This window comes from Azospirillum sp. UENF 112521, assembly GCF_058780665.1.
This window is the reverse complement of sequence record NZ_JBSNCI010000002.1, coordinates 2,431,420-2,444,126: the sequence shown is the minus strand read 5'-3', so window position 1 is coordinate 2,444,126 and position 12,707 is coordinate 2,431,420. Positions and strand designations below refer to the sequence as shown.

Genomic DNA, 12,707 nt, shown 5'->3' with positions numbered 1-12,707 from the left:
CCCATGTTCCGTTCCCAAACTCGTCTTCGGAGTGGAGCGGCCCAAATCCTGCCTCGGGTTCTGCTGACGTCCGCGTTTCTGCTGACCGCCGCCGGATGGGGGCCGGCGTTGGCGGCACAGACAAGTTCCAATGAGACGACCTTCTACGTCTCGCCCACCGGCAACGACCGCTGGTCGGGGCGCCTTGCCCAACCGTCGGCCGATGGGCGCGACGGTCCGTTCGCCACGCCGGCCCGTGCGCTGGCCGCCGCCAAGGGAAGCGGGCCGGCGACCGTGCGGCTGCACGGCGGCACCTATCGGCTGACCGCCCCGCTGGTGGTGGATGCGTCGCTGCCGGGGCTGCGGCTGGCCGCGGTGGAGGGCGAGCAGCCGGTGCTGTCGGGGGGCGAGGCGGTCGGCGGCGCGCAGACGGCCAACGGCGTGCTGTCGGCGCCGCTGACCCGCGATCCGGCGCTGGACGTGTCCATCGGCGGCCCCGGTGAAAGGTTGCGCCTGGACGCGGCACGCAGCGGCGATTTCACGCCCGGCGATCCGCGCAGCGGCTGGTTCCCGGCCAAGGCTGTGCAGTCCGATCCCAAGAGCCAGGGGAGCAAGCGGCAGATGCGGCTGCCTCCCGGCCTGCTGAAGGCCGGCTGGTCTGGGCCGGGGGTGCGGGCGCAGGCGCTGGACCGCGAACGTCTGTCCGACGATTTGCTGGGGGTGGTGTCGGCCGACCCCGGCGGGTTGCTGAGCTTCGACGGCGACGGGCAGTATCCGTACCGCGACGGTTCGACCGTGCGGTTGCTCGGCCATCCCGATTTCCTGACGCGGCCGGGCGAATTCGCCTGGGACGCCAGGGCGAAGCGCCTGCTGGTCAAGCCGCCGACCGGGTTGAACGCCGCCGGGGCGGATCTGGTGGTGGCGCGGCAGCCGGTGCTGCTGCGGCTGGACAATGCCCGCAACGTGTCGGTGGAAGGGCTGACCTTCACCGACGTGCCGTGGGACGGCAACGCGGTGGTGGTGAGGGGCGGCAGCGGGGCACGGGTCGCCGGCAACCGCTTCGCCCTGGTCGGCACCGCGGTGATGCTGGACGGCGCCAGCCGGACCGAGGTGTCGGGCAACCGGATGGAGCATCTCGGCCGCTCCGGCGTGGTGCTGGCGCCCGGCAGCAGCGACAACCGCATCCTCGCCAACCGCATCAGCGACATCGGCGAGGTGCGCTTCTTCAGCGGCGGCGTGATGGGGGCCGGCATCCGCAACACGCTGATCGCCCACAACGACATCCGGCGGTCGGCCCGCTACGGCATCTCGATCAAGAACTGGAACCCGCAGACGGTGAACAGCGACAACACCATCGAGTTCAACCGCATCCGCGACACCGCGCGCCAGACCGCCGATGCCGGCGCCATCGAGATGCTGGGCCGCAGCGGCAACGACACCCGCAGCTTCGTCCGCTTCAACGACATCCGCGACACCGGTGGGCTCGCCACCGATGCGCAGGGGCGCTGGCTGGCCCGCTACAAGGGGTTCGGCATCTATCTCGACGACATGACCAGCGGCGTGACGGTGCAGGGCAATCTGCTGGAGAACACCGGGATGGCGGCGATCTTCCTGCATGGCGGCGACAACAACCGGGTGGCCGACAACATCACGGTGATGAACGACGGCAAGGACCGCTTCCTGCGGCTGGAATGGGTGCCCAGCGCCGGACAGGCCGGGCGGATGCACGGCAATGTCGCCGACGGCAATGTGGTGGCCGGCCCGTCGCCGAAGGAGCAGCTCGTCAACAGCCTGTCGGGCGGCGAATACCGCATCGACAACACCCGGCTGGAGAGCGCGGCGCCCGTTGCGGAGACGGCCGGTGCCGCTGGTGGTGCTGCCCGGGCCGCGGCCCCACCGGCGGGCGGTCGTCTGCTGGACCGCCTGCTGGCGATGAAGGAACTGCCGCTGGACCGCGTCGGTCCGGAGGGGATGCGGTAGGGCTGCGATGCTCGGGGAGATCGCAGGCGCGGTGGACGGGAGACCGCCGACGCCTACGTCTGTCCCATAAAGAAAAAGCGCCCTTCCCGGTGGGGAAGGGCGCTTTTTCTCGTGCTCTGCAACGATCCCTTACGCGGTCGCCGGACGGGCCAGCGCCGGGGGGATGTCGGTCGGTTCCATCACCGGGACGGCCACCGTCGGGGTCTTCCAGGTCAGGCTGTCGAAGGCGCCGCAATGGCCGCACAGGCCACCCCAATTGTGGCTGACCGCTCCGCAGGAGCCGCAGGTCCACACCGGATCCTCCGGCGCGGCGGCGGCCTGGGCCAGCCAGTCCTTCGCCGCCTCCTCGTCATGGCGCTCGCCGCGGTCCAGCTCGGCCATCAGGCGGTAGGTGCGGCGGGTCGGGCCGATCTCCATGGCGCGGTTCAGGTGCTGGCGCGCCTCGCCCCACAGCTGGGCCTCGATGGCGGCCTGGGCGACGGCGAGGTGGGACTCGGCCGAATCGGGGGCCTGACGCACCAGCTTCTGGAACAGGCGGACACGGGTCAGCGCGTCATAGCTGGACACGATGGTCCGGTAGATGTCGGCCAGTTCCGGATGCGGCGCGTGGCGCCACGCCCGCTCGACCACCTTGGCGGCCGGCTTCAGCCGGTCGGCGGCGACCTGGAGGCGGGCCAGCCGCACGGCGGCGGGGGCGAAGCCGGGCATCATGTCGTGCGCCGCCTGGGCATGCGACAGGGCGGCGTCGGCACGGCCGCGGCGCTCCGCCTCGAAGCTGCGCTCCAGCAGCAGGACGGCGCGGTGGCGGCGGCCCTCCTCGGTCGGGATGGCCCCGCTCTGGATCGCCTGTTGCAGGGTGCCCTCGGCCGCAGCCCAGTCGCCGGCCTGCGCCTCCAGGTCATAGAGCGTGCTGAGCAGCCAGGGCGTGTTGGGCTGGAGCCCGCGCGCCTTGCGGGCGAGGTTCAGAGCCTCCACCCGGTCGCCCGACTTGATCGCCTGGGTCAGCAGCCCGCGCATGCCGAGGAAGGCGGTTTCCGGCCGTTCCAGCATCGCTTCGAAATACTGGCGGGCGGCGCGCTCGTCGCCCTGCAACTGGGCGGCCTGGGCCGACAGCAGCATGGTCAGCGGCGGCTCGTTCAGCAGGCCGTCGGCCTTGCGCGCCATCTTGCGCGCCGTCGGCGCGTCGCCGGCGGCGATGGCGACCATGCCCTGGGTCAGGGCGCGGTAGCCGCGCTCGCGGCGGCGGGCCCGGCTGTGGCGGCGCAGCCGCTGCGGCGTGCGGATGACGCCACGCAGCAGGCGGTAGCCCAGCGCCGCGATGCCCAGCGTCGCCAGCGTGACCAGCAGGGCGACCCAGAAGGGCGCCTCGACGGCGTAGCCCAGCCAATGGACGCTGACGGTGCCGGGACGGTCGGCAAGCCAGATCGCGGCGGCGATGACCACCGCGACCTTCAGAAGGAACCAGAGGGCGCGGATCATTGGGCCGTCCCCTTCCCGCCGGCGGCGGTGGTCATCAGGGCGATGGCGCGGTCGTTCAGCTGGCGTGCGGCCTGATCGGCGGCCACGCGCGCCTTGGCGTCGGCCAGCCACGGAGCGGCGGTCTGGGCGGCCGGACCCTGGAGGGTCGACAGCTCCTCCACCGCCTTGGCCAAGTTGCCGGCGGAGAGAGCGGCCTCGGCGCGGGCGACGACGGCGTCGGCGGTGGTGCCGACAACCCCACCGCCCTCACGGCGCACGGTGACCAGGGTGGACAGCTTGCCGACCGCCGAGTCGATCCAGCTGTTGCCCTCGCCGCGGATTTCAGCGCGGACGATCTCGCCGGCCAGCGGCTGGAAGCGGTCGGTCAGCTGGGCGCGAGTCGGGATGCCCTTGGCGGCATAGGGCGCCACGGCGTCGAGCGGCTGGGTCACGCCGGCATCGGCGATGTTGAGCGCGCGGACCGCCTGCAGATCCTGCTGGAACGGCTGCCCGCCCGACAGGGAGGCGCGCAGCTGACCGGCGGCCAGCACCAGCGCCTGGGCGGCGGTGGCGGCGTCCTGCCGCTCGCTGACGGCCTGATTGACGCTGGTGACCTGCTGCTTCAGCGAGTCGACCTCGCCACGCAGCTCCTGCGCGGCCTGGGCGTTGCCGGAAGCGGCGGTGACCTTCTGCTCCAGGGCGGCGAGGCGGTCGGCCAGCGCCTTCTGGGCATCGGCGGCGCTGGCGGCGGCGGCGGTGTCCGGGGTGGCGGCCGGGCGCTTCTCCAGCGCATCGATCCGCTGGGTCAGCGCGGAGACATCGACGCTGGCGCTGCCGTTGCCGGCGGCGGCCGGACGCTGCTCCAGCTTGCCGAGGCGGTCGGCCAGCTGCTGGATCTGCGACCGCAGCGCCGGATCGGCCGGCGCGGGCGCGGCGCCGGAGGCGGCGGGCGGCGGGGCTGCCGGCCAGCCGGGCAGGGCCGGACCCCACCAGGGCTCCGACAAGGCGGCGGCGCCGACCAGCAGGGCCACGACCGAGAGCGCGGTGGCGAAACCGCCGCCGGAACGCGGCTCCTCGATATAGGACGGGGTGGGGGCGATGGTCGGACGCACCGGCTCGGCATCGGCGCTGCGGCTGTAGCCCGCGCTGCCGGTGCTGCCGGACGGCGTCCAGCTGGTGGTCGAAGAGGTCGTCTTCGTCCCGCCCGACTTGATGGAATCCGTCTTCGTGTCTTCGGCCTTCTCCGCGTCGCTCTTCGGCAGGTCGCCCAGGCTGTCGGTGGCGCCGATGGGCGTTGCCGGCGGGATCAGGGCATCGGCGGATTGCAGCTCGGTCACCGCACCGGCGGTCGCGCTGGGGGCCGGGGTGTCGGCGTCGGAGATGGTGCCGGGAATGGTGTCGGCCGGGGAGGCGGCCGGGATCGGCTCGACCACCGGAACCACGTCGATCGTGGTAACGGGCGGGATGATGACGGCGGCCGCGGAGGCATCCGCCGGACGGTCCTCGCTGGGGGTCGCCGCGTCCAGGTCGGCGTCGTCCAGCTTGATGCGGTGCTTGGCGGCGGCGGCGCGCAGGTCGGCATGGCGGGCGAGCGGGATGGCGCCGCGCTTCTTCCAGCCCTGGACCGTCGTCACCGGGGTGTCCAGCTTGTGGGCCATCGGGCGGATGCCGCCGAAACGTTCGACGATGCGGTCGACCGCCGCATTGCCGGTGCTGGCGCCGTCGCCGTCACGGTCGGTGCCGGGGCGTTCGGAGCCTGGACGAGAGGTCATGGGCTGTACCTTCGGTTCGCTGTTGTTCGTTGTAACGTCACAGCCCCCTGACCGGTCCCCCTCGTCCCCCGTACGGCTGAGCCGACCATCCGGAAGCACCGGAGGCGTAAGCCGTACGGCCGGACCGCGCCGGGGTTACCCGGCGACCGGCAACAGATCGAGCAGGGAGTCCTGCTCCGGCCGAGCCGCCACCCGTACGCTTCGCCACGGCATCTCTCCCTGTCCGCCGTACGCACGGGCAGCCTCCGCGACCGCGGGGCTGAGGCAGAACGCATCGACCGTACGACAACAGTCGACCAGCCCCGCCTCGGCCAGCAGCCTAACAAAGGATGTTGCGGTACGGGGAGAGAAAAACAACACGCCGTCGAGTGCGGACGTACGCAAAAATGTCGCGGTATCCTCCGAGAGGGTTAGCGCGGGTACGGCATCGTACATCACGCTGCGCCGCAGCGTGAAACCGGCCGCCCCCAGCAGGCCGGCAAGGTCGCCCGCCACCTTGCTTCCCGCCACATGCAGGAGCGTCCCGGCGGACGGATCGCGCAGCGAGCGCACCCGCTCGGCCAGCGCGTACACGTCGCCCGACGCACTGTCGACGTCGGCGAAGCCGGCCGCCCGCGCCGCCCGCGCCGTGGCGTCCCCGACGGCTTGCACCGGACGGTCACGCCGGCTCGTACGTTTGGCGTAGGCGCGTACGCCGTTTGCGCTGGTGAACAGCAGCGCCTGTACGTCCGATAGGTCGGGTTCCGGCCCGTCGAGCCAGACCATCGACAGCATCGGCTCCACCGCCACCGCATGGCCGAGCGCCTCCAGCCGGCGGACCAGCGGCTCGGCATCCTCCGCCGGACGGGTCACCAGCAGGCGCGTACGGGGGTTGCGACGGGGCGGTTCGGGCTGCTTTTCCGTCATGCGGAAAACCTGACCGGAGCGGGGGATCAGTGGGGGGCGGCGACGAAGAAATCGGGCGGCAGCTGCGCCCGGATCTCGGTGCCGGCATCGCTGCCGAGCGACTCGGCCTCGTCCGGCCGTCCGCGGCGCTCGGTCCGGAAGATGATGCTGCCGTCATGCGACAGCACCTTGGCGCGCAGATGCAGCCCGTCGCCGTCCAGCATCGCCAGCGCCGCGATGGGCGTGCGGCAGGAGCCGTCCAGCGCGGCCAGCAGAGCGCGCTCCGCCGTGACGCGGACCATGGTCTCATCGCAGTTCAGCGGAGCCAGCAGGGCGCGGGTGGTGTCGTCGTCGCTGCGGATCTCGATGCCGATGGCGCCCTGGGCCACCGCCGGCAGCATGGTTTCCGGTTCCAGCACCGCGGTGATGCGGTCGGTCAGGCCGAGGCGGCGCAGGCCGGCCAGCGCCAGCAGGGTGGCGTCGACCTCGCCGGCGTCCAGCTTGGACAGGCGGGTCTGCACGTTGCCGCGCAGCGGGAAGATCGTCAGGTCGGGACGAAGTTCCAGGACCTGGGCCTGGCGGCGCAGGCCGGCGGTGCCGACCACCGCGCCCGGCGGCAGATCGGCCAGCCCACAGCCGGTGCGCGAGAAGAAGGCGTCGCGCGGATCCTCGCGCGGCAGCAGGGTGGCGATCTCCAGCCCGTCGGGAAGCTGGGTCGGCACGTCCTTCATCGAATGGACGGCAAGGTCGGCGCGGCCGTCGAACAGCGCCTCCTCCAGCTCCTTGGTGAACAGGCCCTTGCCGCCCGCTTCCGCCAGGGTGCGGTCGAGGATGCGGTCGCCGGTGGTCTTGAAGACGACGATCTCGATGGCGCCGGGCGCGGCGAGATGCGGATGGGCAGCGATCAGGCGGTCGCGGGTTTCATGGGCCTGCGCCAGCGCCAGCGGGCTGCCGCGCGTCCCGATACGGAGCGGGTGGGTCGTCATAGGGCGTGTTCTAGGGGATCCGCGCAGCTTTGCAAGGATTCGTCGGCTCCTCATACATAAGATTGAGGCGGATCAAATTTCATGCGCGTGGGTGGGTGCCGGGCCGCCCGCAACTCCATCCTGTACCCGGACCGCCAAGGCGGCTAATTTGGCGCCATGATCGTTCTTGGAATCGAAACGAGCTGCGACGAGACGGCCGCCGCAATCGTCACCGACGCGCGCGAAATCCGCGCCGACGTCGTGCTGTCGCAGCTGGACGACCACACGCCCTATGGCGGTGTCGTCCCGGAAATCGCCGCCCGCGCCCATCTGGAACATCTGGACGGGCTGATCCGCCGCGCCATGGACGAGGCCGGGATCGGCTTCGGCGACCTCGATGCGGTGGCGGCCACCGGCGGGCCGGGGCTGATCGGCGGCGTCATCGTCGGCGTGATGACCGCCAAGGCCATCGCCGCGGCGCGCGGGCTGCCCTTCGTTGCGGTGAACCATCTGGAAGGCCACGCGCTGACCGCGCGGCTGACCGACAATGTCGCCTTTCCCTACCTGCTGCTGCTGGTGTCGGGCGGACATTGCCAGCTTCTGGCGGTCGAGGGCGTTGGGCGCTACCGCCGGCTCGGCACCACCATCGACGATGCGGTCGGCGAGGCGTTCGACAAGACCGCCAAGCTGCTGGGGCTGGGCTATCCCGGCGGGCCGCTGGTGGAGAAGGCGGCGGCGCGCGCCACCGACCCGGCGCGCTTCGAGCTGCCGCGGCCGATGCTGGGGCGTCCGGGCTGCGACTTCTCCTTCTCCGGGCTGAAGACTGCGGTGCGGCGTCATGTGGAAGAGTTGGGCGGCACATCGTGCGGCGTGCTGTCGGATGCGGATCGCGACGATCTCGCCGCCGCCTTCCAGGCGACGGTGGCGGAGGTGCTGGCCGACCGTTGCGCCCGTGCCATCCGCCGCTTCAAGGAGGACCATCCGCAGGGCGGCGCCCTGGTGGTCGCCGGCGGCGTGGCGGCCAACAAGGCGATCCGCAGCCGGCTGTCGATCCTTGCAGAAAAACAGGGCATGCCGTTCGTCGCCCCACCGCTGCGCCTGTGCACCGACAATGCGGCGATGATCGCCTGGGCCGGGATCGAGCGCTTCCGCATGGGCGAGAGCGACCCGCTGAACTTCGCCCCCCGTCCGCGCTGGCCGCTGGACCCGAACGCGGCGCCGGTGATCGGGCGTGCAGGCGTGGGTGCGGGGGTGAAGGCGTGATGGACGCGCACTTATCCTTTTCTTCCCGCGTAGGTGACCTGCCATGAGTGCCTTGCCCATCTCCACCCTCAACCGCATCGGCGTCGTCGGCGGTGGCGCCTGGGGTACGGCATTGGCGCTGGCGGCGTTGCGGGCCGGGCGGGAGACGGTGCTGTGGGCGCGCGAGCCGGCGGTGGTGGAGGCGATGAGCATCCGCCGCGAGAACCGCGACTATCTTCCCGGCGTGCCGCTGCCCGATGCGCTGCGGGTCACCGGCGAGCTGGCCAATCTCGGCGGCTGCGACGCGGTGCTGCTGGTGTCGCCGGCCCAGCATGCGCGCGTCGTCACCGCGCGGCTGGCACCAATTCTGAAGCCGGGGGCGCCGGTCGTCGTCTGCGCCAAGGGGATCGAGCTGGACAGCCACGCGCTGATGAGCGAGGCGGTGGCGGCGTCGCTGCCGGCCGGCAATCCGGTGGCGATCCTGTCCGGTCCGACCTTCGCGGCGGAGGTGGCGCGCGGGCTGCCGACGGCGGTGACGCTGGCCTGTGCCGACCATGACCTCGGCACGGCGCTGGTCGCGGCGCTGGGCAGCCGCACCTTCCGTCCCTACCGCTCGGACGATGTCGTCGGCTCGCAGATCGGCGGGGCGGTGAAGAATGTGCTGGCCATCGCCTGCGGCGTGGTCGAGGGGCGGCGGCTCGGCGACAATGCGCGGGCGGCGCTGATCACCCGCGGGCTGGCGGAGATCACCCGGCTGGCGCTGGCGCTCGGCGGCCGGGCGGAGACGCTGATGGGGCTGTCGGGGCTGGGCGACCTGACGCTGACCTGCTCCAGCCTGCAGTCGCGCAACATGTCGCTGGGGGCGGCCCTGGGCGAAGGCAAGGCGCTGGCCGAGATCCTGGCGGTGCGCCGGTCGGTGGCGGAGGGCGTCTATACCGCCGCCGCGGTGGTCGGGCTGGCGGCGAAGCTGGGCGTCGACATGCCGATCTGCGCCGCCGTCGACGCCATCCTGAACCGCGGCGCCGGGCTGGACGAGACCATCGACGGGCTGCTGTCGCGGCCGTTCCGCGGAGAGGGCGTCTAAGGGACGGGCTGATCTACGGTCGTCATGGTCGCGTACTGTACCGCGAAGCACCCGGCCGGTCGGGTGCCGCCAGGGGAGAACGGGGAATGACGGCACGGCGACGGTTCACAAGTTGGTTCACAAGGACGATTGCCCCGGTGGCGCTGCTGGCGCTGGCCGCCTTGGGATCGGGCGCGGGAACCGCTGCGGCCGGGGAACTCCGCGCAACCGTCCGCAACGTCAAGCCCAATCAGGGCAAGGTGATGGTCGCGCTGTTCGACAGCGCCGAGGCGCAGAAGGCGAAGGCGCCGCGCGCCGGCTATTTCGTCGCGGCGCTGGGGACCGAGGTGCAGGTGGTGTTTCCGGACCTGCCGGCCGGGCGCTATGGGCTGATCGCCTTCCAGGATCTCGACAACAATGGGGAGATGGCCACCGGCCTGTTCGGCATCCCGGCCGAACCGCACGGATTCAGCCGTTCCGCCCGCGGCAGCTTCGGCCCGCCGGGCTTCGACGATTATGCCGTGGCGGTCGGGGCCTCCGGCGTCGCGACGACGGAGATCCGGCTGGTCGAGTGATGGGCCGGCAGCGGAGTCCTCACACCTGCGCCAACAGGAACAGCCACTTGGTCGGTATCAAGGCGCCGCCGCTGGAATGTTCGGGATAGGCGGTCTCCAGCCGGCGGCGGTAGGCGGCAAGGAAGCCGTCGAGGTCGGGGCCGGCCAGACGGTCCATCACCGGAACCAGCGCCGACTGGTGCAGCCATTGCAGAAGCGGCACGTCGCCGTCGAGCGCGTGGAAATACTCGGTCTCCCAAAGGTCGATCACGGCGCCTTGGGGAGACAGCCAGTCATAATAGTCCTGGGCGCCGTGGCCGGGGCTTTCCGTCTGCTCCGCCGCGGGCCAGGCATCGTGCAGCCGGTCCGACCATGGGCCGTCGGCAGCGGTTTCCAGCAGCAGGCGGTGGGCGGTCTGGGACTGCGGGCGGGGCAGGGCGACGGCCAGGACGCCGCCGGGGCTGAGCGACTGCAGCAGGTCGGGGAACAGCCGTTCGTGCCCGCCCAGATGGTGGAGCCCGCCGACGGAGATGACGAGGTCTACCGGCCAGTGCGGGCGCCATTCGCCGAGATCGGCCTGCTGGTAGCGCACGCGCGACGGCGTGTCGGCGGCCCAGCGCAGCATCGCCGGGGAATGGTCGACCGCCAGCACGTCGGCCTGGGGCCAGCGCGCCGCCAGCAGCCGGGACAGCTGTCCGGCTCCGCAGCAGAGATCGACGACGGTGTGCGGTGTCGGAGAGAAGGGAAGCGCCGCCGTCAGGTCCATGACGGGACGGCGGCGCAGGACATCGATGGTCGCGAAGGCGTTGGGGTCCGCCCTTGTTGCCCATGTCATAGAGCATGTCATGTGGCACCCGCTTCGTTGGGCGCCTGCTCCCACCCGGGTGGTTCACCCGGCCTTCATGTTACCGGTCGCTTGGCGCGAGGGTCAGTGGGCGGAGCCCAGACGGTCGAAATAGCGGCCGATCGACGCGAAGATGAAGAGCACGCAGCCGAGGAAAACGATCAGGCCACCGGCCGCGAAGGCCTCGTCCGCCGCGCGCGAGGAGGCGAGCAGCCCGACGAAGGCCATGATGCCGGCGAGGATGGGGTTGATCCAGAAGGAGAAGGCTTTCACGTCGCGGAGTCCTTTCAGAACAAGGCGTTGGCGGTGGGGAAGCGCCCGCCTCCCGCCCCGCCGGGCTGCTCGCGAACGCTTCGGCTTTGAAGGAATTCTGCGGGACGAACCCGGCAGAATCAATGCGACACAAACGACTTGTGCGCTGCAACGGCTACAGCACCGCTGTCCGCATTGCATTGCGGTATGTCAAGGGCGAAGGCCGTTCCGGCGGCGTCGCTTTCCACCAGCCGCAACTCACCGCCATGGGCGCGCAACACCTCCCGCGCGATGGCAAGGCCGAGCCCGATTCCGCCGGCCCGCGCCGATCCGGCGAAGGGCTGGAACAGGTTCTCCCGCGCCCGCGGCGCCAGTCCGGGGCCGTTGTCGGCGACGGTCAGGGTCAGACGGTCGGCTTGCCCGGCCTGGATGGAGAGACGCACCCGGTCGGCGCCGGCCTGCACCGCGTTGCGGCCGAGATTGACGAGCGCACGGCCAAGCTGGGCGGCATCGACCTGCGCCAGCGTGCCGGCGGGGATGTCGTTGACCCAGTCCGCTTCCACCCGGCCGCCGTCGGGCCGGGCGGTGGCGAGAACCTCGGCGCCGACCTCCTCCACCAGCCGGCGCAGGTCCGTAGGCGCGGGAGAGAGCGGCAGGACGCCGTCGCGGGTGAAGGACAGGGTCTGGCTGCACAGCTCCACCGCCCGGTCCAGCGAGGCGACCAGCCGTGGCGTCACCCGCCGCACCTCCGGATCGGCGCTCTCGGTCAGCCGCTCCGACAGGAGGGAGGCGGTGGACAGGATGCCGCGCAGGTCGTGGTTGATCTTCGCCACCGCGGTGCCCAGCGTGGCGAGCCGCTCGCGCTGGCGCAGGGCGGCGCGCACCGTGCCCTGCATGGCGGCCAGCTCGCGCTCCGCCACGCCGATCTCGTCGGCGCGGGTGCCGGGCACCAGCGGCGGGGCGCCGTCGGGGTCGCGGCGGAAGGCGACCACCTCGGCGGTCAGGCGACGCATTGGCCGCACCAGCAGGGCATGCAGCGTGACATAGACCAGGATCGCCGCGATCAGCGAGATGGCGACCGACACCGCCAGGATGCGGCGGGAGAAATCGAGCATGGCGTCGATCAGCGGCCGCTCATCCATCGTTACCTCGACGCGCTGGGCCGGGTCGTTGGGCGACCGGTCGATCACCCGGATCACCCGGTTGCGCTGCGGCCCGACAGCGCCTCCCAGGGCGCCTTCAAGGGCGAGCCACAGGGCGTTGCCGGCATCGACGAACTGCATGCCCATGCCGGTGCCGCGCAGGTCGTACACCGCATCGGCCTGCGGCGGCATCGGGCGCGACAGCATGTAGACGCGGGCACCCGGCTGGATCAGGTCGATGACGTGGGTGCCGGTGTAGGCCAGCAGCTTGGCCTGCAATTCCTTCGTCACCATCAGGTCGGGGGCCGCCTCCACCGACAAGGCGGCGATGTGGGCGGCAGCCAGCCGCTCCTCCAGGTAGCTCATCCGGAAGCGCGCGATGGAGGGGGCGTAGATCAGCACCTCCGCCAGCAGCACGAACAGGATGGTGAGCAGCAGGAGCTTGGCCGACAGGCTGGTCGCGACGATGGGACGGGGCATGGTGGCTCGCAATGTGCCGGATGTGCTGGCGGAGAGGGCGCGTGACCTTACGCGCCGGACAGTCATCTTCTACACTAAGCGGCCGTCAGCG

General features: G+C 71.6%; 11 protein-coding genes. 4 read left to right on the top strand and 7 right to left on the bottom strand.

The genetic code is table 11. The features are described 5' to 3' along the window. Positions 1 to 108: 108 nt before the first annotated feature. The gene (locus ACWPN8_RS13940; RefSeq protein ID WP_492241158.1) at positions 109 to 1,959 is read left to right on the top strand and encodes a right-handed parallel beta-helix repeat-containing protein; all 1,851 of its coding nucleotides are present in this window, start codon (positions 109 to 111) and stop codon (positions 1,957 to 1,959) included. Positions 1,960 to 2,088: 129 nt separating this feature from the next. Here the strand turns inward: ACWPN8_RS13940 and ACWPN8_RS13935 are convergent, their stop codons facing one another. The 4 genes from ACWPN8_RS13935 to hemC all read right to left on the bottom strand — a co-directional run bounded on the left by ACWPN8_RS13935 (position 2,089) and on the right by hemC (position 7,060). Further along, positions 2,089 to 3,438, bottom strand: coding sequence for a heme biosynthesis protein HemY (locus ACWPN8_RS13935; protein WP_492241157.1), 1,350 nt, complete (start codon positions 3,436 to 3,438; stop codon positions 2,089 to 2,091). Then, positions 3,435 to 5,189 (bottom strand): mitofilin family membrane protein, encoded by a 1,755-nt coding sequence (locus tag ACWPN8_RS13930; RefSeq protein WP_492241156.1) that lies wholly within the window; start codon positions 5,187 to 5,189, stop codon positions 3,435 to 3,437. The genes ACWPN8_RS13935 and ACWPN8_RS13930 overlap by 4 nt, the downstream gene beginning before the upstream one ends. Positions 5,190 to 5,324: 135 nt before the next feature. Further along, on the bottom strand, positions 5,325 to 6,095 hold the full coding sequence (locus tag ACWPN8_RS13925) for a uroporphyrinogen-III synthase (RefSeq protein ID WP_492241155.1): 771 nt from the start codon (positions 6,093 to 6,095) through the stop codon (positions 5,325 to 5,327). Between the two features lie 26 nt (positions 6,096 to 6,121). Further along, complete coding sequence (hemC, locus tag ACWPN8_RS13920) at positions 6,122 to 7,060, bottom strand: hydroxymethylbilane synthase (protein ID WP_492241154.1); 939 nt, start codon at positions 7,058 to 7,060, stop codon at positions 6,122 to 6,124. Between the two features lie 156 nt (positions 7,061 to 7,216). On the opposite strand from hemC, the gene tsaD reads away from it, so the two are divergent. The 3 genes from tsaD (at position 7,217) to ACWPN8_RS13905 (ending at position 9,919) form a co-directional block, all read left to right on the top strand. Then, positions 7,217 to 8,302 (top strand): tRNA (adenosine(37)-N6)-threonylcarbamoyltransferase complex transferase subunit TsaD, encoded by a 1,086-nt coding sequence (gene tsaD / locus ACWPN8_RS13915; protein ID WP_492241153.1) that lies wholly within the window; start codon positions 7,217 to 7,219, stop codon positions 8,300 to 8,302. A gap of 43 nt (positions 8,303 to 8,345) precedes the next feature. Next, complete coding sequence (locus tag ACWPN8_RS13910; protein WP_492241152.1) at positions 8,346 to 9,365, top strand: NAD(P)H-dependent glycerol-3-phosphate dehydrogenase; 1,020 nt, start codon at positions 8,346 to 8,348, stop codon at positions 9,363 to 9,365. Between the two features lie 86 nt (positions 9,366 to 9,451). Next, complete coding sequence (locus ACWPN8_RS13905; RefSeq protein WP_109445425.1) at positions 9,452 to 9,919, top strand: DUF2141 domain-containing protein; 468 nt, start codon at positions 9,452 to 9,454, stop codon at positions 9,917 to 9,919. 19 nt (positions 9,920 to 9,938) lie between these two features. Here ACWPN8_RS13905 and ACWPN8_RS13900 read toward each other — a convergent pair whose 3' ends face one another. The 3 genes from ACWPN8_RS13900 to ACWPN8_RS13890 form a co-directional block, all read right to left on the bottom strand. Next, positions 9,939 to 10,733 carry a methyltransferase domain-containing protein gene (locus tag ACWPN8_RS13900; RefSeq protein WP_492241151.1) on the bottom strand — a complete coding sequence of 265 codons (795 nt, stop codon included), beginning with the start codon at positions 10,731 to 10,733 and terminating at the stop codon, positions 9,939 to 9,941. Between the two features lie 93 nt (positions 10,734 to 10,826). Further along, a complete protein-coding gene (locus ACWPN8_RS13895; RefSeq protein WP_174471096.1) occupies positions 10,827 to 11,015 on the bottom strand; it encodes a hypothetical protein in 189 nt (62 codons plus the stop codon). A 119-nt stretch (positions 11,016 to 11,134) separates the two neighbouring features. Next, positions 11,135 to 12,616 carry a sensor histidine kinase gene (locus ACWPN8_RS13890; protein ID WP_492241150.1) on the bottom strand — a complete coding sequence of 494 codons (1,482 nt, stop codon included), beginning with the start codon at positions 12,614 to 12,616 and terminating at the stop codon, positions 11,135 to 11,137. Positions 12,617 to 12,707 lie beyond the last annotated feature (91 nt).